Below are 21,224 nucleotides of genomic sequence, written 5' to 3'. Positions count from 1 at the left end.
GCCCTAAAAAATACCATATTTCACGGCAAATAAGGTGTTAAACATTGGTAAAATCAGTCCTAACTCAAATTATAACTTATCTTTATTCCAAGAATTATGCTTTTCAAGGACTTGCTTACATCTGCCCCGGTGCAGGAATTCATTCAGAACGCTTTAAAGCGCAAAATGGATGCGCTGCAGGTGTCTTCTGCATTAAACAAGGCGGGCTACAGCAACGAAGACCGCGCCGCCATTATGGATTACATGGCTTTGGTTCCTAAGTTCCGCGAAAAGTTTTTTGGCAAGGATGAAGCAAGCTTGATGGCCTCGGGCAAATCAAATGCGGCATTTCTCCTTTGCGACCGTCTAGCTCTGGAACAAAGTACCGCCCAGGATATCGGAAGGTACAAGGCGAACCTGTGGGACGTTACCCCCGGTACTGTACACGACTTATGCTGTGGAATGGGCGGTGACAGCTATTTTATTCCGGCGGATTTTAATGTAACCGGAGTGGACCTAGACGAAGATCGCCAGGCCATGTACCTTCACAATGCGCAGGTAATGCGGGATTCCGAAGCCCTCACCGATGGTGCAGACCGCACCATTCTAGCGGACGTCCGCGAAATTGCAAAACAGGCCGATGCTTGCGGAAGTGAGCATCCCGCAGACTATTTCACAATAGATCCGGCCCGTCGCGCGGTGGAAGGCGAGAACCAGCGGGACCTTCGCAACCTTACGCCCACCTTTGAAGAAGTGCTGGAAATTTCACGCCACTACAAGGGCGGCATGGCAAAGCTGCCTCCCGGTTACCCCACCGACGAAATGCCCGCTGATGCAGAACTGGTCTATTTGGGCAGCCATTCCGACTGCCGCGAACTTCTGGTTCTGTTCGGCGCATTGGCAAAGAACCCCGGCAAGGTCCGCGCCATCATGGTGGACAAGGACGGTGAAGTGGTCAAGACTGCAGAAGGCGAGCCCGCCATCTGGCACGGCACTCTTTCTGAAATTCAGGCCAGTTCCAACAAGGATGCTGAACACGACCTGCCCGGCTGCGAACGCAGTTTCCGCAACGCCACCAGCGAAAGCGATTTGCCCGTGAGCGAAGTTTCGGAATACTTGGCGGAACCTACCGCGCTTCTGATTCGTAGCCACCTTTTCGGTACAGTGGCTTTGGCTGCAGCCCCCGACGCCCACCTGATTTCCGAAGGCATCGCCTACGTAGCTAGCTCAGCGCAACTGCCCGCGCCAGCTTTCGCAAACTTCAAAGTTCTGGACAAGTGCGAAATTGCCACCAGCGCCGTTCGCGATATGCTGAAGCGCCACAACGTCGGCAAGCTGACCATGAAACTTCGCGGCGTCAAGCTGGACCCAGATGAGGAAATCAAACGTTTAAAACCCAAGGGAAAGGAATCCGCCATTCTGTTCTACACTCGAGTGGCAGGCGAAAAGACCGCCATCCTTGCAGAACGCTTGTAACTCAGGAACGCAACTTTCAAAGGACGAATTTATGTTGAAGAAATTTTCTGTATTAATGTTGTCCATGGCCGCGGCAGCGCTCGTGGCCTGCGGTGATGATTCCTCCAGCGGTCCTAGCGCCAGCGGCACTAACGAATGGCGTGAATACTGTCTAGACGTAATCAACAAATATCGAGCTACCGAAGATATCGCCCCGCTGACTTTGGCCGACGAATCCAAGCAGAACTGCGCCGACAAGCAGTCCGCCAACGATATGGCTTCCAACAAGGCCCATGGCCACTTTAAGGACTGCGGAGAATTCGCCCAGAATTCCGGTCCCAACATTTCCCTTTCCTGGGTCGGTTCCGACAGCGCCATCGTGGACACTTATCTCGAAATGATGTGGGATGAAAAGAAACTGATTGAAAGCGGCGAGCGCGATCCGAACAAGGACAGTGACTTTTCCTACATCGGCCATTACCTGAACATGAGCCGAAAGAGTGCAAAATCGGTAGCCTGCGGACTGGCAAAATCTGCCGACGGAACAAAGGCCTGGTTCAACGTTAATTTCTACTAATCATGACAGTGAAACTTGAAGAATCTTGGTTGAAACTGCTGGAAGACCAGTTCGAGCAGCCCTATTTTAAACAAATTAAGGAAAAACTTCTGCAGGAACGTGCAGCAGGCCACGTGGTGTACCCTCCGGGATCCAAGATTTTTGCAGCCCTGGATTTCTGCCCTGTAGATAAAGTGAAGGCTGTGATTATCGGTCAGGACCCCTACCACAATCCGGGACAGGCCCACGGCTTGTGCTTTTCTGTGCCGCAAGGTATTGAACCACCGCCCTCCCTCGTCAATATTTTCCAGGAACTACGCGACGACTTGGGCATCGACCCGCCTCCCCACGGAAACTTGGAAAGCTGGGCCCAGCAGGGAATTTTACTGCTGAACGCCTCCCTGACGGTTCGTGCCCACATGGCGGCAAGCCACGCCGGATTCGGTTGGCAGCAGTTCACCGACACCATCATTCAGCGTCTTTCCCAGACTCGTGAGAACTTGGTGTTCCTGCTTTGGGGCAGCTTCGCCATCAAAAAGCAGGAACTTGTGGCTAAAGGCCGCGGTCACCTGATTCTTACAGCACCCCACCCCAGCCCTCTTTCTGCCTACCGCGGTTTCTTCGGCTGCAAACACTTCAGCAAGGCCAACGCCTACCTGCAAAGCAAGGGACTGGAACCTATCGACTGGAGCATTTGAGGCGCGAGGTTCGAGGTACGAGGCTCGAGGTGCGAGGTACGAGACTCGAGGTTCGAACTTTGATTTTTTGAGGAAAAACCGAGCTGCGAAAGCTACCCCCGCGTGGGCACCAAAAACAAAAATTTCTATTATTTGAACTATGAATTCGAAGAATACTTTTGCACGTCTCGTGCTTTTCATTGTACTGGGCCTGGTTATCGGCGGTGTCCTGGGTGAATGCCTGGGTGTTCTGTTCGGCCAGCTCGGCGAATTGATGAACGCCGGTGGATACAACAACATCGTCCACAATTTCTTTGTTTCATCTTTTAATTTCAACGTCGGTTTCCCCGACAAGCCGGAACCTCTTGTACTTGACCTGTACCTGATCAAGCTCGCCATCGGCTGCAGCTTCAAGATCAACGTGGTCAGCGTCATCGGCATGGTTGTCGGCATCTACATTATGAAATGGTCCGGAGGAAGGTAATTTATGCTTACTATTGATGAACTCCAAGCTCAGTTGGCCAGCGGCGCCACCACTTCCGTGAAGCTCACGGAAGAAGCTCTCGCTAAGGTCGAAGCTACTAAGAACTTGAACGCCTACATTTCCGTTCTCAACGAACGAGCATTGGCTAAGGCTGCTGAATCCGACAAGCGTCGTGCAGAAGGCAAGACCCTGGGTGCCTTGGACGGTATTCCCGTCGCTATCAAGGACAATATGTGCCTTGAAGGAACCCGCACCACTGCCGCTTCCAAGATTCTTGAAAACTTTGTGGCACCCTACACCGCTACCGCTGTTGAAAAGTTGGAAGCTGCAGGCGCCATCGTCATCGGTAAGACCAACATGGACGAATTCGCCATGGGTTCTTCCAATGAAACTTCTTATTTCGGCCCGGTGAAGAATCCGCTGGACGAATCCCGCGTTCCGGGCGGTTCCTCCGGTGGTTCTGCTGTAGCTGTTGCCAGCGGCACCGTTGCCATTGCACTTGGCTCCGACACTGGTGGATCTATCCGTCAGCCCGCCGCCTGCACTGGCGTTGTTGGTCTGAAGCCCACCTACGGTCGTGTTTCCCGTTACGGTTTGCTGGCCTACGCTAGCTCCTTGGACCAGATCGGTCCCTTCGGTACTACCGTAAAGGACGCAGCACTTTTGCTGAACGCTATCGTCGGTGAAGACGCCCACGATAACACCACCAGCACCCGCCCCGCAGAAGACTTCACCGCAAAGCTTGACGCAGGCGTGAAGGGCAAGGTCATCGGCGTTCCTAAGGAATACTTCGGTGACGGTCTGGATCCGGAATGCAAGGCTGCAATCGAAGCCATGCTGAAGAAGCTTGAAGCTGAAGGCGCAACCATCAAGGAAGTCAGCCTCCCCAACATCGGTCACGCTGTTTCCAGCTACTACATCATTGCAACTGCAGAAGCTAGCTCCAACCTCTCCCGCTACGACGGTGTCCGTTACGGCTACCGCAGCAAGGACGCTCGCAAGTTGATCGATCTGTACTCCATGAGCCGCAGCGAAGCCTTCGGTAAGGAAGTCCAGCGCCGTATCCTCCTTGGCAGCTATGTGCTTTCCGCAGGTTTCTATGACGCTTACTACGTCCAGGCCCAGAAGGTCCGTCGCTTGATTACCGACGACTTCAATAAGGCCTTCGAAGAATGCGACGTGATCGCCAGCCCCACCATGCCGGGTCTCCCGCTGAAGTGCGGCATGAACGAAAGCGATCCGATGGCAGTTTACTTGAGCGACATCTACACCGTTAGCTTGAACCTGGCCGGCCTCCCCGGCGTTAGCGTTCCTTGCGGTAAGGCTGGCGGTCTCCCCGTTGGCCTGCAGTGGATCGGCAAGCCCTTCCAGGAAGCAGACCTCCTCTCCGTCGCAGCCGCTACTGAGAAGCTTGCAAAGTGAGCCTGCACGAGGAAGCGTAGCTTACTCGTATTGGCGAACTGCAGCAGCGGACGCCGAAGGCCAACAAGTAATTCGGTTCATCGCGCTGCACACATAATTTATTAGATAAGGATTCGCCCTTAAGGGGGCGGATCCTTTTTACTTAGAGAATTGAGCGGAGCAAACACGAAATTACCAATAAACCTAACATTACAACGTGACATATGGGTAATTTCACAAATAAATTAACATCAAAACGATTTAGTTAGCCGACCAGTCTCCATTCTATACCCATAAGCCGATTTAATACGGTTTGTTTATAGGTAATTATATCAAGCCCCTGAAAAACAGAAACAAGAAACACCACCATTTTACCCATAAATTTTATTAAAACATTTGATTTATAGGTAAAAAAACAACCCACTTACGCCATTATGTTCAACATCAAAGAAAATTTAGACTCAATCAACAACCAGATTACCAAACTTTTGCAGCACATCCCCAAAGTAGAGCCCGAGCCTGGGACGCTAAGAGTAGCCATCAATAAAGGCTGCCCGCAGTTTTACCACATGACCCAAAAAGGGGACACAAACGGGAAATACATCCCCAAATCAAATGTGGAACTCATTAAGTCCTTAGCGCAGAAAGACTACAATGAAAAGTGCCAGAGAATCCTCAAAAATTTGCAGAAGCAAATCAACGCTTTTTTAAGGAAATTCCATCCCGAGGAAATCTCCGCATTACATACAAAACTTGGGGTTCACCGTGATTTCATTACCCCGCTGATTTTTACGGACGACGAATTTGCAGTACAATGGCAGGCAACCCCTTACGCAGGGAAATCTATTTCAGGCAGTACGCAACTCATTACCTCACGGGGAGAACATGTGCGATCTAAATCCGAGTGCATCATTGCAGATACGTTGACTCGCCGAAACATTCCCTTTCGCTACGAAGCCCCGCTTAAAATCAACATCAGTGATAGTCCGGATACCAAAAGCAAGCGCAATACCGCAAAACACGCAGTCACTTTTCATCCAGACTTCACTTGCCTAAACAAGCGTACCCGCCAAGAATTCATCTGGGAACATTTTGGCATGATGGACAAACCTGACTACGCCCACAACGCGGTAGAGAAAGAACGTATATATACAAGTGCAGGATTCATTCCCGGCGTAAATTTCATTGCCACCACCGAGACAAACGACATTCCGCTGAACAGTAAGTACGTTGAGCAACTAGCAAAACAACTTCTTCTATAAGGAAGTTGTTTGCATAAAAACGTTTATTTCTGGCAAAAAAAAGTTACCGAATGCTTTTAATTAGAAGAAATAAATTCAGTCAATTCTTCGTTAAACTTTTTCAAGGCATCATTGACGTGAGAGAATATATACCAGCAGTAAGCATCAATGGGATATTCTTCACTGTACACTCTTTTAAAGTCCCCATATTTTTTGACGACTTTCCTTTCTTTATCGACTATTCTTAAATTTTTGATTTCAATGGTTATCACACCAGGAGTGGTATTACCAGAACTAAACAAGGCACCAATAAGTCCAAAATTAGCTGCGATGGCAGTTCCCCAGGAAAAATCCTGGTAACCGAAAAACGTACTCAACTTGCCCTTAAGCGAGAATTCATAATCATCATCCAAACCGACATCTTCAAACAAACGAGCTCGTTTAAAATGAGACACAAGCGAACTATTAATTTTTTCAATAACAATATCAGCATATTCATTTTCTGCGTTCAAGCAGCGACGTGTATCATCAAATACATCCTCGCGATCTAAGCGGAGGGGCAACGTACTTAAGGAGTCTCCATTGCTGCGATCATCCATAATATCAATGTTTATGGAATAGGGCAATGTTTGATCCATCGGCAGAATCTCTGAATCGTCGTAGATAATTCTTCGAGTAGGTCCACAGCCCGTCAAAACAAAACCCAAAACAACAAGCACCATCAAATTGGCAACAATCTTCATTTGTTCCTCCTTAAAAAGGAATATAGAAATACAGAATCTACTCTCTTGCTTTTTCTCGAAAACTTTTGTTTACAAAAAAAAACATCTTTTGTCATTCCACAGACAAACTTTTCATCAATAAGGAGCGCGTGCATTCAGCGAATATCTGCTGGTCTTTGACTACATTTGAGTTCGTGAAATTCGAAAAGGACATTCTCTACATCTGGGTAGGCGGAAGCTGCGATTACGGCCACAAGGAACGGGCCGGTGGCGGCGCCTATATTGCACAAATTTTCAAGGAAGATTCTCGCGACGGTTCCTGCGCAACAACAATCGACACCTACACCTGTGCCGAATTTGACACCACCGAATTCAAGATGATTTTCAAGGCAATGAATCACGCCCTGGAAAAATTTGGTTTCGCAAGCAACTCCAATTGCGAACCTGTCGCGACCCTCCCCACCACCTTTTCGAAAATCGTTTTTCTTTCAAACGTCCAGTACATTCTAAACTTTGAAAAGCCAAACAATGTGGAAGTTAAAATCCTTCCCTACCACAAGTTCGACCAACAAAAAGAAGTTCACGAAATGGCCAGCAATGCCATGCGTGAACTTCGAAAGAATCCCAACTAGGGTTCGACCTCTAATTCAATTATTTCAGCAGAGTCTTTTTCATGGACTCGCCGTCCAGAGAAAGAACCGCAATCAAGCGCTCTTGTGTCAAGCCATTCAAATCAATGGGGCTCACGTGGGAACCAGCAGACAAACGCCCCACATCCTTCTGAAGAATGTCGTGACCATCTCCATCTACAATGCTAAAGGATACATCGCCGTCGCGAGGGATGTCAAACATCAGGATTGCAACATCACCATTACGAAGCGCGGTCATCTTGCCATCCTCAACAACTTCATCGACTGCAGTTTCGGACGACGCCACACTAGACATATCCAAATCTACTTTTTCGTCCATGGCACCAGGCAGCACAGGATCCATACCCTTCAAGTAAGGATAAGACACTCCTTCCTGGATTTCCCATACAAAGCTGAAATCAAAACCTTCAAAGGAAGACTTCAAAACCATTTCATTGGTGGAGAGGCCTGAAATATTTTCGTCCTTGACCAAGTCTCTATTAAAGTAGCACAAGGAATCCCTAGATTCGTCTTCGTAGCCAATGATGCCACGTTCATTGTCGGCTTCCACAGTTCCTGCAAAATAGGATGTTTGAACATTGATCCACTGGGAATATCCATTGTTCACGCCAAACAAACCGCCCACATTTTTCACACCCTTTACGGCACTAATAGCAAAGGCATTTTGCAAGTCTACGAAAGTAATATTTCCAGCAATGCCGCCAACGCTGTTTCTGCCAGAAACTTTTCCAGTTGAAGCAATCTGATATACAAGGCCATCATCTTCACCAGACCAGCCCAAGACACCGGCCAAGCCACCAACGGAATCAACGCCTGACACGAAGCCATCGATAGACATCACGTCATGAATTTTGGAATCTTTCGCAATACCAGCCAAGGTTCCAACAGCAGAAGCACCATTTACATTTGCCTTATAAAGTTTCAAGTTCTCAATGGTTCCGTAATTAACAACCCCGAACAATCCAACAAAACTTTGTTTCGGTTCATCAATTTTCAAGTTGCTGATGGTATGACCATTGCCATTAAAAGTTCCCATGAAAGGTTCAAGGCTATCGCCAATGGGAGCGAACGCAGAATCCATTCCATCAATATCAGCAGTCAATTCGTAACTGGCAGACAAAGGATAGGCGTCATCGTGGCCAATCTTTTTCAAGTCTTCAAAGGAAGAAATTTCAATCTTGTTGGGAACAGCCATGTAGCTCGAGGGGCCCCAGATTGTATCGGATTCAAGCACATAGCCAGCACGGTACGGAAAGTAAATGGAATCACGGTCTTTATTATAGACAGCCCAGTTCAACCATTGTCCAATCAGTTCATGGTCACCACCGGCAACAACATTTACCACAGGACTTTCCGGACGCTTTTCTGCAGCCGTGGGAGCCGCAACGGGAGGCATGTTAAAGGACTGGCCCAAAATTTCTTCCGGTTGGTTTACAACGGACTTGCCATTGACACTACCCATAAAATAAGAGTAAGCCAAATCGCCTGAGTTGCTTCCAACAAGTCCATCAACAGTTTCACGACCATTGACATTTCCCTGGGCAAAGGAGAAGTAAACTTCACTGCTATCAGAGATTCCAATGAGGCCACCAATGTTGCTGTTCATGGGATAATGATTCAAAGGATCAACCACAGCAAAATCTACGTCGGCATTATCCTGTCGCAGTGTACACTTTTCCGCATGGCCAGCAATACCGCCAACATTATCAATATTCCAATCCAAGGCATGGAATACAACTCTTGAACGGCTTTGATTAACAGAACAGGAACTTCCGCGAGAAGCAACCATTCTACCGACAATGCCACCAGCGTTGTCCATCTTCACGTACAAATTCACATTGGAAACAGCATTCTTTGCGTTACCTCTCAAAAATCCAACAACACCGCCAACATCTCTTTTCCCAACAACCTTTCCCTGGTATGAAACATTGTCGAGAGAGTGATCCACGGAATCTTCAGCAGTAGAGGAAACAAGGCCAGCGACACCACCAACATAACGGAATCCATGTACAAAACCATTAGTCACATGAACATTGGAAATGCGTCCCTTTCCTGAAATACGACCAGCCACACCGCCAACATGATCGGAATATTGCAGGCTACCCATCACTTTCAAATCATCAAATTTCAAATTGGAAACAGAGCCATTTAAATTGGAGATAAATCCAACATAGCCCTTTGACGGTTCCCAAATATATAGATGATTAATGGAATAATTTTGTCCGTCCAAGGAACCTGTGAAATTTTCATTCACAGCCCAAGGAACAAATCCCCTGCAACCATCATCGGCACAATTTTCTTGAGCAGAAGACGACGCGTCAATATCTGCGACCAAGACGTAATGGCAAGAAAAAAGGTACGCACCAGAGCCCACCGCTTTCAAATCCTCATAATCGGCAATCTGCCAAGGATTCTCTACGGTGCCTTTGCCCGACAATTTTCCCCCAGAGGCAAATCCGGCAACTACAAATAAGAGAACAGAGAAAAGAACTCTCCTCAACAACATAATCTAACCCTATTGTTCAACCCACGCCTAATCTATATCCATTTGTCTTTAATACAAATGAATTATTTTTTTACAATTGACTTGAGTTTGTTAGAATAGTTTGTTCGCAGGGCTAGTCACCGGTTCTAACGAAAATTTTTGAAAACAAAAAAATCCCGCGGCAGCGATTACTGCAGCGGGAATTTTAAATCTTGGGTCCTATCGCCTCACGGCTCCAGGATGACTATTTGTCGCACAGGTCAATTCCTGTACAACGAACCTTAGCTTTCAGAACGGTAGTTCGGAGCTTCCTTGGTGATGGTCACATCGTGGGGATGAGATTCGCGGAGACCTGCACCAGTGATGCGAACGAAGGTAGCCTTGTCGTAGAGTTCCTTCAGGTTTGCAGCACCTGCGTAACCCATAGCGGAATGGATACCACCGATGATCTGGTAAATGGTATCGCGGAGCGGTCCCTTGTAAGGAACGCGGCCTTCGATGCCTTCCGGAACAAACTTGCGGGGTTCCTTAATGCCCCCCTGGAAGTAACGGTCTGCAGAACCAGCAGCCATAGCGCCCAGAGAGCCCATACCGCGGTAGCTCTTGAAGGAACGGCCATCAGCGAGGATGACTTCGCCCGGAGCTTCTTCGGTACCAGCGAACATAGAACCGATCATCACAGCGTGACCGCCAGCAGCGAGAGCCTTGACGATGTCGCCAGAGAACTTGAGGCCACCATCAGCGATAATCTTGACGCCAGCCTTGCGAGCAGCCTTACCGCATTCAACGACGGCGGAGAACTGCGGATAGCCAACACCAGCAACAATACGAGTGGTGCAGATAGAGCCAGGACCGATACCAACCTTAACAATGTTAGCACCGCACTTGGCAAGTTCAGTAACAGCTTCCGGAGTGCAAACGTTACCACCGCAGATGGTGAGCTTCGGATACTTCTTGCGAACGGTCTTCACCATGTTACGGACGCCAATGTGGTGACCGTGAGCGGTGTCGATAACCAACAGGTCAACGCCAGCTTCAACGAGAGCAGCAACACGTTCCAAAGTGTTTGCGGAAGTACCAACAGCAGCACCAACCAGCAACTGGCCATTCTTGTCCAGGCTTGCGGAGGGGTTGTTTTCGCGCTTCAAAATGTCGGTCATGGTAATGAGGCCCTTGAGGTTGCCAGCATTGTCCACGAGGGGAAGCTTTTCAATACGCTTTTCAGCCAAAAGTTCCTTAGCCTTTGCGAGGCTGATCTTCGGGCTTGCGGTGACCGGGTTCTTGGTCATCACCTTTTCAATCTTCACACTGAAGTCAGAGATGGTGCGGAGGTCACGGCTTGTGAGCATACCCACCAACTTGCCATTCTTGAGAATGGGGAAACCGCTAATCTTGTGAATAGCGCGCATTTCAAATGCAACGGAAACCGGCTGGTCAGCTTCCAGGGTCACCGGATTGCTAACGATACCGGACTGCCAGCGCTTGACCTTGCGAACTTCTTCTGCCTGTTCTTCGATGCTCATGTTCTTGTGGATGATACCGAGACCACCCTGGAGAGCGATAGAAATGGCGAGAGGAGCGGTAGTGACAGTATCCATAGCGGCACTGATTACCGGAATGTTGAGCTTAATGTTCGGGGCAAGCTGGGTGCTCACGTCTGTCTGAGCGGGCAAAACGGAGGAAGCTGCGGGAACGAGAAGAACGTCATCAAACGTCAAAGCTTCAGGCAAAATTTTCATAAATGAACCTCTTTTTCAAGAAAAGGTACTCGGCTCAGCAATAAAAAATAACAAGTTATTTTTTGCAGCATTCGCCTCGTTCTTTTTGCGTAGCAAATATAGCAAAAGGTGAATAACGCGTCATTTTCTTACGTGTAAAAAATAGGGTATTTTTACAGGTTTTTGAATTTGTATATTAGAGCCATGGACATCGTTATTCTTATCATCGCAATTATTCTTGCAATTGTCGGTTTTGTTGGTTCCGTGACCCCAGGCATTCCTGGCCCACCCATCAGCTGGGCAGCCCTTCTGTTACTGAGTTTTTATCCGTCCGTCACATTGGGAGCAACCCTCTTGATCGCCATGGCTATTGTGGCTGCAATCATTACCGTGCTGGATTACGTCATCCCCTCCATCAGCACCAAGAAGTTCGGTGGAAGCAAGGCCGGCGTTTGGGGCTGTAACATCGGCCTCATCGTTTCTTTCATCGGCCTTCCCTTCGGTCCCCAAGGCTTGCTGGGCGTTATCATCTGGCCCTTCCTGGGAGCACTGATCGGCGAACTGATTATGAGCAAGGACCTGAAGGTTTCTGCCCGTTCAGCAACAGGCGCCTTCATTGGATTCTTATGCGGCACTGGCTTTAAGCTGATTTACGCAGCCATCGTCGCATTCATGATGGTCTATCAATTACTTATAAAGTAACGGTAGATTATCGCACAGAACGCAGCGGCAGCTACTTGCCGTTATAGCGTTCCATGCACTTTTCAATGCCAAGCTTAAAGTAGCATTCCACAAGTGCCGGAACCTTGGCCAAGGCTTCATCAAAAGCCGGGCGATCTTCCGGCGGGAACTTTGCCAGAACCCAGTTGGATAAGTCAAACTTGGGAGGGCACTTGCCCACACCAAAACGGAAACGAGGGAACTTGTCTCCGATTTTTTCAATGATGTTACGAAGGCCGTTCTGACCACCATGGCTACCATTGGCTCGGCAACGGATACGGCCAACATCCAAGTTAATGTCATCGCTGAAAACAAGGAGCTGTTCCGGCTTAACCTTGTACCAGGTCATCAAGGCCTGCACGGCTTCACCAGACAAGTTCATATAGGTCTGAGGTTTCACCAACAAAACATCCTGACCGGCAATGTTCACCTTCTGGGTCAGAGCCTTGTGCTCAGACTTCCAGTCGTCAGAAGAAGCCAGCTTATCCACAGCCATAAAACCCGCATTGTGGTGGGTGTTTGCATACTGAGAGCCCGGATTTCCAAGACCAACGATCATGTACATATAAACCTGCTTATTCTTGCGGCAAAGCCATTAATTCCTTTACATTACAAATATAAAAAGAGACGGCAGCTAATGTTGCCCATAAAAAAAGACCGCATCGCAAATGCAATGCAGTCTTTTTCAAATCGAATTTCGATTCAGAAGAATTATGCTTCTTCAGCCTTTGCGCCACGCTTAGCGGTGATGTTGAAGATAACAACACGCGGAGTGCAAGCCAGTTCCACACCTTCGGGGAGCTTGAGGTCCTTGGCGTAGAAAGTGGTCGGAGCCGGGAAGTCGGAGATGTCCATTTCGATTGCGGTCGGAATGGCAGTCGGGACTGCGGCGAGGTTGATGTAGCGGTTCTGCTGAGCATAGGTACCGCCCTGGGTCTTAACGCCAACCGGGAGACCGGAGAGCTTGACCGGAACGCGAACCTTAACCTTGGTGGAGTCGTCGATCTTCAGGAAGTCGATGTGGGTGATTTCCTGAGTGAGGGCGTCCTTCTGGTAGTTGTAAATTACGGCGGCGTTGCCTTCCTTGCCATCGATAACGAGGTCGAGAAGCGTATAACGCTTACCCGGGGCGAGGACCTTGCGAACGTCGGCAGCGCTAACGCTGACATTCACTGCTTCCTGACCCTTACCATAATAGACAGCCGGAATCTGGCCGGCCTTGCGGAGACGCTTAGCGTCTGCGCTCTTGCCCTGTACTCTCAAGGTTGCTGCGAGCTTAGTGAGTTCCATAATTACTCCATTTGAGTTTATGATTAAAGAAAAATTCATTGGGGTAGCTGGACTCGAACCAACGAATAACGGAATCAAAATCCGTTGTCTTACCACTTGACGATACCCCAATGGTGGCGCAAATATAGCATTTACGGCCAAATTTTAAAGGGTCGGCACCCAAAAGCGGGTTACTTTTTGGTAGCGGGAGATGGATTTCATAGCATCTGCAGCGCTTTCAGCCTGCTCTTTTGATGCAAAAACGCCAAATACCGATGCGCCAGAACCTGACATCAGGGCACATTTTGCTCCCAAGCGCAGGAATTCATCTTTCATTTGTTCTACCAAGGGGTGCTTCGGGTAAACAGAGATTTCAAAAGAATTAAACAGGTTCTTCTGCCAGAATTCGTTCACCGCACTAGGACCTGTGGACTGGGCAGAAGCCCATTCAGACTTGTAGCCTTCCCAACGGTCGGGGCCAGATTTGGGAACTCCGGCATAGGCATCCTTGGTAGGAACAGCGTCTAGCGGGGTACAAATCAGCAGGTATTCACCTTCGGCAAGCTGGAGAGGCTTCATGAAAGTCAGCTTTTCACCAATGCCTTCGGCAAAGGCGGAACCACCACGAACCAGGAACGGCACATCGGCACCTAGCTTTGCACCGATACCTTCCAGCACTTCGGCAGCAAAATTCAAGTTCCACAACTTGTTCAAGAGGCGGAGGGTTGCTGCGGCATCTGCACTACCGCCACCAAGACCGGCGCCAAGGGGCATTACCTTTTCCAGGTAAATATCTGCACCAAGATTTTCAGCACCGGCAACACCCTGTTCAACAGCATAAGCCTTAAGTGCAACTGCAGACTTGAAAACCAAGTCGGACTGTACCGGATATTCCTGGGGATTGTTGTAGGTTAAAACAATTTCGCCGTCGCTACGAAGATCAGCAGAAACAGTATCGCCAGCATCCACAGTCTGGAAAACGGTACCAAGATCGTGGTAGCCATCTTCACGCTTGCGGATTACATCTAGAAACAAATTGATTTTCGAAGGAGCATATTCGCGCATAATTATGAGGTTCGAGGTATGAGGTTCGAGGTTCGAGGTTCGGTGGCCGAGGTATGAATTATGAGTTACGAATTACGAGATTTTTTTCGCGGCTTCGCCGCCCTCTTATTTTGCGGGCAAAGCTCGCCATTTGTCTTCTCGTAATTCATAAATCGCACTTTGTAACTATCTATCTAAAGGTTCCGGAGCGTTCCATCTGCATCAGTTCATCCATGCCCACAAGCATTGCTCGCGGTTTGGAATTACCCTTGCTGGGGCCACAAACTCCAAGGCCATAAAGCTGGTCAACAATCTTGCCGGCACGGCTATAGCCCACGCTAAAGTGACGCTGCACAGCAGAAGTGGACAGACCGCTGACTTCAATAGCCCAGCAGGCCACATCGAACAGAAGAGGATCCAGCTTGCCAAGGTTCTTTCCGCCTTCCCCATCTTCATCACCTTCGGCGCCTTCAGACACATCAAAGGATTCCACCTGCGGGTAAAAGACGTTCTGGTTGGAGCAGGCATCAGCCAAGCGTTCCGCTTCTTCATCGCTAAGGAATGCACCATGAACACGAACCGGATCCGGATCGTTCACAGCCTTGAATAGCATGTCGCCACGGCCCAAAAGCTTTTCTGCACCCGCGTGATCCATCACGGTACGGGCGTCAATCTGGGATGCTACCTTAAAGCTGATACGAGTAGGCAAGTTGGCCTTGATAATACCCGTAATCACCTTCACAGAAGGACGCTGAGTTGCAAGCACCAAGTGGATACCCACGGCTCGAGCCTTTGCTGCCAAGCGGGCTACGGACTTTTCAATTTCCTTACCAGCAACCATCATAAGGTCAGCCATCTCATCGATAATCACAACGATGAAGGGCATACGGTGGCCCTTGTCTTCTTCCGGAATATCGTCAGGCAATTCGCCAGCTTCATACTTGGCGTTGAAGCCACCGATGTTACGAACCTTTGCCGTTGCAAGAACTTCGGTACGACGGTCCATTTCGTAGCACAGCCACTGCAGAGCCTGAATTGCAATTTCGGGTTTGGTAATCACAGGAGCAAGCAGGTGCGGGATGCTTTCGTACATCTTAAGTTCCACTGCCTTCGGGTCCACAAGAATCATGCGGAGTTCATCCGGAGTCTTGCTGAACAGCATACTTGCCATAAGAGCATTAATACAGACAGACTTACCAGAGCCAGTCTGACCAGCAATCAGCAAGTGCGGAGCCTTTGCCAAATCCATGGAGAAGGCTTCGCCGGTAATGTCCTTACCCAAGGCAACCACAATCTTCTCGGGAGACGGGTTGAACTTTTCGCTTTCAAAGACATCCTTGCTGAACACCGTCTGGAACTTACGATTGGGAATTTCGATACCCACCGCAGCCTTACCCGGAATAGGAGCAAGAATTCGCACAGAGGAAACCTTCAACGGAAGAGCCAAGTCTTCCTGCAAAGCGGAGAATCGGCTAACCTTTACGCCAGGACCCGGTTCCACTTCAAAGCGGGTAATCATGGGACCGGTTTCGCAACCAATGACACGGCCCTTCACCTTGAAGTTTTCAAGTTTTTCTTCAAGCATCTTGCCGATGGCATTCAGTTCTTCTTCGGTATAGTCCGCAGTCTGGGCTTCGTGATCAGACAAGATGTCGGAAATAGCGGGCACCTTGTATTCGTCGTAATGTTCCGTAGGATCGGGTTGCGGAATAGCTGCAGCCTGAGCCCCGGAATTTCCTCTAGGAATCACAGTACCGATATCGCCACCCATGGTAGATTCTGCATCCAAAGCAGGTTCCATATCGGAAGTGTCGTCGGCACCATAAACTACAGGAGTAAAGGTATCGTCAGTTGCGGCACCGTCACCTCCCAGTAAACTTTCAGGATCAATTTCACTTGCAGAAGCGGTTTCATTACGGCCGTATGCGATGGTAGGCTCGTCGGATGCATCCAAGGAGTCTGTACCCATGGTGGATTCGGCGGCATTGAAAGAGCGAACCCTTGCGGTAACGGCAGCACCTCGGGCAGCAATCGTCCTGTCTGCAGAATTTCCACCAGCAGCAATAGTTCTTTCATCAACAGGACTATTCGCTGCAGGAGCGCTTTCCACAGTTTCCACGTTATCGCGACGGACATCGCCCTTTACCTGCAAGCGACCCTTGTGGCCCTTTTCCCAGTCAATCATATCGCGGGCTCTGCGCAAGGCAGCAATCTTTTCGCGAACTTCCATGATTTCAAGGGCATTCATCTTACGTTCATTCAAACGCAAGTATTCCTGCAAGCGTGCAATTTCTGGATCTTCACCGCCCACGGCACCAGCCCCCCCCATTGTTGCAGCAAGAGTTTGTTCCGCAGCAGCCATCGTGGGTGCCATAGTCTTTTCTGCGGCAAACGGGATTTCACCAGGCGCTTCAGAAACGTTTCGACCATCAAGCTCATTATCGAGCCAGTTGTTACGGCCATTAAAGGGAACCACCCTACCCTTGCGACGAATCTTGAAGGCATCCGGTTCCAGCATTACCGTTTCATCATCCATCATGACACCACGGCGAAGCTTTGCTGGCTGAGCAATGGACTGGTCGTCCTTTTCAGATCGGCCACCACGAACTGTTCGATCGGAATTGTCAAGTTCAACGACTTCAGCTTCCAGCACAGGCTTTTTGCCAAAGACCTTCTTGAGCCAATCGGAAGTCTGCACCAGGAAATGGAAATGGCGGGGACGAAGTCCAAAAGAAAGAACGAGAATCAGGATAAAGCACACAACCAAAATAATCAGCGGAGCCATGCAGGATTCCTGTCCAAAAATAGGAATGGCAATATTCTGGGTAAAGAATTGGCCCAAAATACCACCGTTCAACATCAACACATCCTTGGAAACCTGACCCAGGCCATAAACCTTCAGAGCCAAAAGGAAGGACAAATCCAGAGAAAGAAGCGTAAGGCCCAAGGCATAGCGGAGAATCTTTGTTCTCAGGCTATCAAATGCAAGGCACAACCCCCAAAGCACCAGGGAGCTTGTAAAGAACAGCACGGAGACTTTGCCAAAAAGCATCATCACCGCATTAGGAATCAACTTTCCAAGATAAGGGCCGAGCCAGTTGCCGTGACTTCCGCTATAAACGGAGCTTACACAACCAAGCAAGAGGATGACACCTAAAGCCAGCAGGAACCATCCTGCCAAAACAAGTCCAAAGCCCTGTTCGTTTTCTGTACCGCTATTTTTCTTCTTAACAGGCTTTTTTGCCGATTTCTTCTTTTGAGTAGCCAAGACTCCTCCAAAATTTTCCATATAAATATAGTCTAATATTTTGTCAGCAAAATGACAAATCCCGGCAACTTGTTATCTTTAATTCCATGCAAGTAAAACTTTCTAAAAAGACGAAGAAAGTCGGAGCCGGTTTTTTCATCTCCGCCATCATCGTTGTATTGATTCTTATTTTCGGTAGTACCCAGAACGAGATTACCGGCAACACGAGAAACAGTGCCGAATCTCTTGAAAATCTTTTCTACGACCTTTTCTTTAAAGCCGCAACCAGTATCGAAGAAGACTTCGGTGGAAACGACAAAATCAAGACCTCGGGTAATTACGACCCCAGCATCTTGATTGTGGATATCGACGAACCCGCCCTTGCAAAATTGGGCAACTATAACGAATGGGACCGTTCCATCCACGCAGACGTGGTTAAGCATCTGAGCGAAGGCGGCGCAGCAGCGATTGGCTTCGATATTCTCTTTAAGAATGCTGACTTCGGCAAACAGAAAGCCGGCCAGGTCATGAGCCTCTTGACCGAAGTGGAACCAGAAAAATCCTGGGACTCCCTCTATCCTGAAATTTTGTCTACTTACAACTACGACTCTATGCTTGTCGCAGCCGTCAAGGAAAGCGGAAACGTCATCGTCTGCGATATGTTTGATGACGCAAAGTCCTACAAGCACGAATCCCAATGGCGCCCCCTCAGTAGCGAAAAGCGCGCCCAGGAAGTAGGTTTCCAGTCCGTTATCAACAACAATCAGGTAGACAGCCTTAAGAACATCGAACCCAAGGACCTCCTGGACAACGTGTTCCCGGAACTCGCCCAGGCCGGCCAATTCGTAGGTTCCGTCAACGCCTACCCGGACCAGGATGGTGTCGTCCGTCGCGTCTCCCTGCTGTACCGGTTCCCCAACCCGGAACTGGAACCCACGCTGGACCCGTCTCTTGAAGAAGTAGGCAAGATTGATTCCTCTAGAATCTACTCCACCATGTCCTTGATGACCATCCTCCACCTTTTCCACCAGAAGCCGGAGAACGTGGAAATCAAGATGGGCAAGTACATCAACGTTGGCAAGGCTTTCGGCATTTACAGGGATAGCACCGGCGGTTACCACACAACCTACCCGTACTTCAGCTACCCCATGTTCCTCTCCCTCCGCGACAAGCTGAAAGAAAAGAAATTCCAGAAAAAGGCAACATCAGACTTTATCGACATTTCTTCCAAGATTATCGCCACAAAGGGCAAGGACAGTTCCATTACCTTTGAAATCTTCGAAGGACAACTCCTTACTCCAAGACTTTCCGATGCCATCCGCAAAATGGATCCCGCCGTTCTGGACAAGGTGGAAAAGGGCTCTAGCCTGGACTTGGGTGACGGAATCTCTATCAAGTTCGATGAAGAAGAATTCACCGGCGACCGCTTTGTTATTGAAGACGAAGAAGACGAAGAGGAAGCAACCATCACCACTTACGTGGTCAAGGCAGTTCATTTCTTCGAAGATTCCCTCAAGAATATTCCTGTAGGAAAGCCTGCGCTTCTGTCCTTGGATCTCGACGTACGTTATGACAAGCCCACAAAGAAATGGCACGCCACCCAGGTCATCCTCTCCGACGCAGTTATCCGCGATATCGAAGCAACAGACGATTTGGCAATTCAAAACCTCGCCCCCGGCGAAGAATTGCGTTTCGGTCCGGAAAAACACATTCCTATTGACCGCTACGGACGTTACCAGGTTCGTTATAAAGGCCGCTACAATACCGCAGAAGCTTTGCGAACCTTCCAGCATCTTTCCTATTACGACGTTTACAAGCACCGTGTGGATCCCATTTTCTATCAAGGAAAAATTTTCATCTTGGGTTCTGCAGCAGCGGCCCTATTCGACTTTGTGCCGGGTCCTCACGAAGAAAACTACCCGGCGGTCTTGATTCACGCAACCATCATCAAGAACATTCTTGAAGACGAATACATCGTCACCTTGGGAGAACGTTACCAGCAGCTGATTGTTATTTTGTTGGCTCTCCTTTGCGTTATCCTTGGCTTGTTCCTAAAGAGCTACTTCTCTATTTCTATTTCCATCGTGTTAATGGCGGTCTACACTTTCATTGCCTTCCGCTACTTCGAAGCAGGCATCTATATCGGCGTATCCAAGCAAGTTCTCGCCATCTTGCTAACGAACATCACAGCCCTTGTGGTCCAGTTCTATTTCGAAAATAAGGAAAAAAGCTTCATCAACAATGCGTTCAAACAGTACATTTCTCCTGAACTGATCGACGCCATGGTGAACAATGAAATTATGCCGACGTTGGGCGGAGAAAAGTCCAACATTACCGCATACTTCACCGACATTGCAAGCTTCTCCACCTTCTCCGAAAAGATTGGCGACCCGAGTAAACTGGTTGAACTTTTGAACGAATACCTTACCGCCATGACCGACACCTTGCTAACAAACAAGGGTACGTTGGACAAATACGAAGGCGACGCAATCATCGCGTTCTTCGGCGCGCCCATGCCCCTAGAAAACCACGCCCAAAGTGCTTGCTACTCCGCCGTTGGCATGCAACGCAAGCTTATGGAACTCCGTAGAAAGTGGGCTAGCGAAGGTAACAAGTGGCCTAAGGTTGTTCACGACATGCATATGAGAATCGGAATCAACTCCGGTGACATCGTGACGGGAAACATGGGTTCTACCATGCGTAAGAACTACACCATGATGGGTGACGCCGTGAACTTGGCCGCACGATTGGAAAGTGCAGCCAAGCAGTACGGTGCCTACATCCAAATTAGCGAAGACACCCAGAAGAATCTTGAAGAAGGACGATTCATTTACCGCTCCCTGGACACCGTCCGCGTGGTGGGTAAGAGCCAGCCGGTCAAGACCTTTGAACTTTTGGAAAAGAGCAAGTGCGATAACGCAGAACAGCTCCGCAAGCTTGTTGAAATTTGGGAAAAGGCTCGTCTGTGCTACTTGGCTATGGATTGGGACAACGCAATCGACTTGTTCACTCAATGTCTCGACTTGGAACCTCACCATCCCGACCGTGATCCGGGCAGCAAGACTACACCTAGCCACGTCTACATCAAGCGCTGCGAAGCTTACAAGCTGCATCCGCCTGTTGCCGACGGCGAAGAGTGGGACGGCGTGTTCACCGCAACTGAGAAATAATGATGCAAGGGGGAATCTCCCCCCTGGAACCCCCAGCCTGAAACTTACCTTGTAAGTTTCTAGGGTGCAGGGGGCGAGTGACCTTTTCACGAACGGGACTCGCCGAGGATACACTCAACACGAAAATTTTGTAAACGGGACTCGTCAATGGTTCACTCAAGATGAACTTTTCTCGAACGGGACTCGCCGAGGATACACTCAACACGAAAATTTTGTAAACGGGACTCGTCAAAGGTTCACTCAAGATGAACTTTTCTCGAACGGGATTCGCCGAGGATACACTCAACACGAAAATTTTGTAAACGGGACTCGTCAATGGTTCACTCAAGATGAACTTTTCTCGAACGGGACTCGCCGAGGATACACTCAACACGAAAATTTTGTAAACGGGACTCGTCAAAGGTTC

The 21,224-nt window shown here is 49.0% G+C and carries 16 protein-coding genes and 1 tRNA gene; 9 read left to right on the top strand and 8 right to left on the bottom strand.

The window, feature by feature from the left end; all coding sequences use genetic code 11:
- The first annotated feature begins 96 nt into the window (after positions 1 to 96).
- From MJZ25_07620 to MJZ25_07595, 6 genes are all read left to right on the top strand, one after another.
- Positions 97 to 1,455 carry a hypothetical protein gene (locus MJZ25_07620; GenBank protein MCQ2124038.1) on the top strand — a complete coding sequence of 453 codons (1,359 nt, stop codon included), beginning with the start codon at positions 97 to 99 and terminating at the stop codon, positions 1,453 to 1,455.
- 31 nt (positions 1,456 to 1,486) lie between these two features.
- Positions 1,487 to 2,011, top strand: a complete 525-nt coding sequence (locus MJZ25_07615; protein ID MCQ2124037.1) for a CAP domain-containing protein — start codon at positions 1,487 to 1,489, stop codon at positions 2,009 to 2,011.
- Between the two features lie 2 nt (positions 2,012 to 2,013).
- A complete protein-coding gene (ung, locus tag MJZ25_07610; GenBank protein ID MCQ2124036.1) occupies positions 2,014 to 2,688 on the top strand; it encodes a uracil-DNA glycosylase in 675 nt (224 codons plus the stop codon).
- Between the two features lie 139 nt (positions 2,689 to 2,827).
- Positions 2,828 to 3,151: a DUF4321 domain-containing protein gene (locus tag MJZ25_07605; GenBank protein ID MCQ2124035.1), complete on the top strand. Its 324-nt coding sequence runs from the start codon at positions 2,828 to 2,830 to the stop codon at positions 3,149 to 3,151.
- 3 nt (positions 3,152 to 3,154) lie between these two features.
- On the top strand, positions 3,155 to 4,573 hold the full coding sequence (gene gatA, locus MJZ25_07600) for an Asp-tRNA(Asn)/Glu-tRNA(Gln) amidotransferase subunit GatA (protein ID MCQ2124034.1): 1,419 nt from the start codon (positions 3,155 to 3,157) through the stop codon (positions 4,571 to 4,573).
- Positions 4,574 to 4,986: 413 nt separating this feature from the next.
- A complete protein-coding gene (locus MJZ25_07595; GenBank protein ID MCQ2124033.1) occupies positions 4,987 to 5,814 on the top strand; it encodes a hypothetical protein in 828 nt (275 codons plus the stop codon).
- A 56-nt stretch (positions 5,815 to 5,870) separates the two neighbouring features.
- Here the strand turns inward: MJZ25_07595 and MJZ25_07590 are convergent, their stop codons facing one another.
- On the bottom strand, positions 5,871 to 6,536 hold the full coding sequence (locus tag MJZ25_07590; protein ID MCQ2124032.1) for a hypothetical protein: 666 nt from the start codon (positions 6,534 to 6,536) through the stop codon (positions 5,871 to 5,873).
- A 173-nt stretch (positions 6,537 to 6,709) separates the two neighbouring features.
- Here MJZ25_07590 and MJZ25_07585 point away from each other — a divergent pair, with 173 nt between their 5' ends.
- Complete coding sequence (locus MJZ25_07585; GenBank protein MCQ2124031.1) at positions 6,710 to 7,147, top strand: hypothetical protein; 438 nt, start codon at positions 6,710 to 6,712, stop codon at positions 7,145 to 7,147.
- Between the two features lie 19 nt (positions 7,148 to 7,166).
- Here MJZ25_07585 and MJZ25_07580 read toward each other — a convergent pair whose 3' ends face one another.
- Together MJZ25_07580 and guaB are read right to left on the bottom strand one after the other, a co-directional pair.
- Positions 7,167 to 9,602, bottom strand: a complete 2,436-nt coding sequence (locus MJZ25_07580) for a hypothetical protein (protein MCQ2124030.1) — start codon at positions 9,600 to 9,602, stop codon at positions 7,167 to 7,169.
- 329 nt (positions 9,603 to 9,931) lie between these two features.
- Positions 9,932 to 11,389 carry an IMP dehydrogenase gene (guaB, locus tag MJZ25_07575; GenBank protein ID MCQ2124029.1) on the bottom strand — a complete coding sequence of 486 codons (1,458 nt, stop codon included), beginning with the start codon at positions 11,387 to 11,389 and terminating at the stop codon, positions 9,932 to 9,934.
- Positions 11,390 to 11,572: 183 nt separating this feature from the next.
- On the opposite strand from guaB, the gene MJZ25_07570 reads away from it, so the two are divergent.
- The gene (locus MJZ25_07570; protein MCQ2124028.1) at positions 11,573 to 12,070 is read left to right on the top strand and encodes a DUF456 domain-containing protein; all 498 of its coding nucleotides are present in this window, start codon (positions 11,573 to 11,575) and stop codon (positions 12,068 to 12,070) included.
- A gap of 31 nt (positions 12,071 to 12,101) precedes the next feature.
- Here the strand turns inward: MJZ25_07570 and pth are convergent, their stop codons facing one another.
- The 5 genes from pth to MJZ25_07545 form a co-directional block, all read right to left on the bottom strand.
- Positions 12,102 to 12,653 (bottom strand): aminoacyl-tRNA hydrolase, encoded by a 552-nt coding sequence (gene pth / locus MJZ25_07565; GenBank protein ID MCQ2124027.1) that lies wholly within the window; start codon positions 12,651 to 12,653, stop codon positions 12,102 to 12,104.
- 146 nt (positions 12,654 to 12,799) lie between these two features.
- Positions 12,800 to 13,378: a 50S ribosomal protein L25 gene (locus MJZ25_07560; GenBank protein MCQ2124026.1), complete on the bottom strand. Its 579-nt coding sequence runs from the start codon at positions 13,376 to 13,378 to the stop codon at positions 12,800 to 12,802.
- A 38-nt stretch (positions 13,379 to 13,416) separates the two neighbouring features.
- Positions 13,417 to 13,488, bottom strand: a tRNA-Gln gene (locus tag MJZ25_07555).
- 34 nt (positions 13,489 to 13,522) lie between these two features.
- Positions 13,523 to 14,422 carry a 4-(cytidine 5'-diphospho)-2-C-methyl-D-erythritol kinase gene (ispE, locus tag MJZ25_07550; protein ID MCQ2124025.1) on the bottom strand — a complete coding sequence of 300 codons (900 nt, stop codon included), beginning with the start codon at positions 14,420 to 14,422 and terminating at the stop codon, positions 13,523 to 13,525.
- Between the two features lie 169 nt (positions 14,423 to 14,591).
- Positions 14,592 to 17,669 carry a DNA translocase FtsK gene (locus MJZ25_07545; GenBank protein MCQ2124024.1) on the bottom strand — a complete coding sequence of 1,026 codons (3,078 nt, stop codon included), beginning with the start codon at positions 17,667 to 17,669 and terminating at the stop codon, positions 14,592 to 14,594.
- An 86-nt stretch (positions 17,670 to 17,755) separates the two neighbouring features.
- Here MJZ25_07545 and MJZ25_07540 point away from each other — a divergent pair, with 86 nt between their 5' ends.
- A complete protein-coding gene (locus tag MJZ25_07540) occupies positions 17,756 to 20,818 on the top strand; it encodes a CHASE2 domain-containing protein (protein MCQ2124023.1) in 3,063 nt (1,020 codons plus the stop codon).
- Positions 20,819 to 21,224 lie beyond the last annotated feature (406 nt).

The organism is Fibrobacter sp. (assembly GCA_024399065.1).
Classification (GTDB): domain Bacteria; phylum Fibrobacterota; class Fibrobacteria; order Fibrobacterales; family Fibrobacteraceae; genus Fibrobacter.
This window is presented reverse-complemented; position numbering and strand designations above follow the sequence as displayed.

Coding starts and splice junctions, on each gene's coding strand:
- guaB (MCQ2124029.1), bottom strand. CDS start 11,389: ATGAAAATTTTGCCTGAAGCTTTGACGTTTGATGACGTTCTTCTCGTT.
- MJZ25_07595 (MCQ2124033.1), top strand. CDS start 4,987: ATGTTCAACATCAAAGAAAATTTAGACTCAATCAACAACCAGATTACC.
- MJZ25_07605 (MCQ2124035.1), top strand. CDS start 2,828: ATGAATTCGAAGAATACTTTTGCACGTCTCGTGCTTTTCATTGTACTG.
- MJZ25_07570 (MCQ2124028.1), top strand. CDS start 11,573: ATGGACATCGTTATTCTTATCATCGCAATTATTCTTGCAATTGTCGGT.
- ispE (MCQ2124025.1), bottom strand. CDS start 14,422: ATGCGCGAATATGCTCCTTCGAAAATCAATTTGTTTCTAGATGTAATC.
- MJZ25_07590 (MCQ2124032.1), bottom strand. CDS start 6,536: ATGAAGATTGTTGCCAATTTGATGGTGCTTGTTGTTTTGGGTTTTGTT.
- MJZ25_07620 (MCQ2124038.1), top strand. CDS start 97: ATGCTTTTCAAGGACTTGCTTACATCTGCCCCGGTGCAGGAATTCATT.
- ung (MCQ2124036.1), top strand. CDS start 2,014: ATGACAGTGAAACTTGAAGAATCTTGGTTGAAACTGCTGGAAGACCAG.
- gatA (MCQ2124034.1), top strand. CDS start 3,155: ATGCTTACTATTGATGAACTCCAAGCTCAGTTGGCCAGCGGCGCCACC.
- pth (MCQ2124027.1), bottom strand. CDS start 12,653: ATGTACATGATCGTTGGTCTTGGAAATCCGGGCTCTCAGTATGCAAAC.
- MJZ25_07615 (MCQ2124037.1), top strand. CDS start 1,487: ATGTTGAAGAAATTTTCTGTATTAATGTTGTCCATGGCCGCGGCAGCG.
- MJZ25_07540 (MCQ2124023.1), top strand. CDS start 17,756: ATGCAAGTAAAACTTTCTAAAAAGACGAAGAAAGTCGGAGCCGGTTTT.
- MJZ25_07560 (MCQ2124026.1), bottom strand. CDS start 13,378: ATGGAACTCACTAAGCTCGCAGCAACCTTGAGAGTACAGGGCAAGAGC.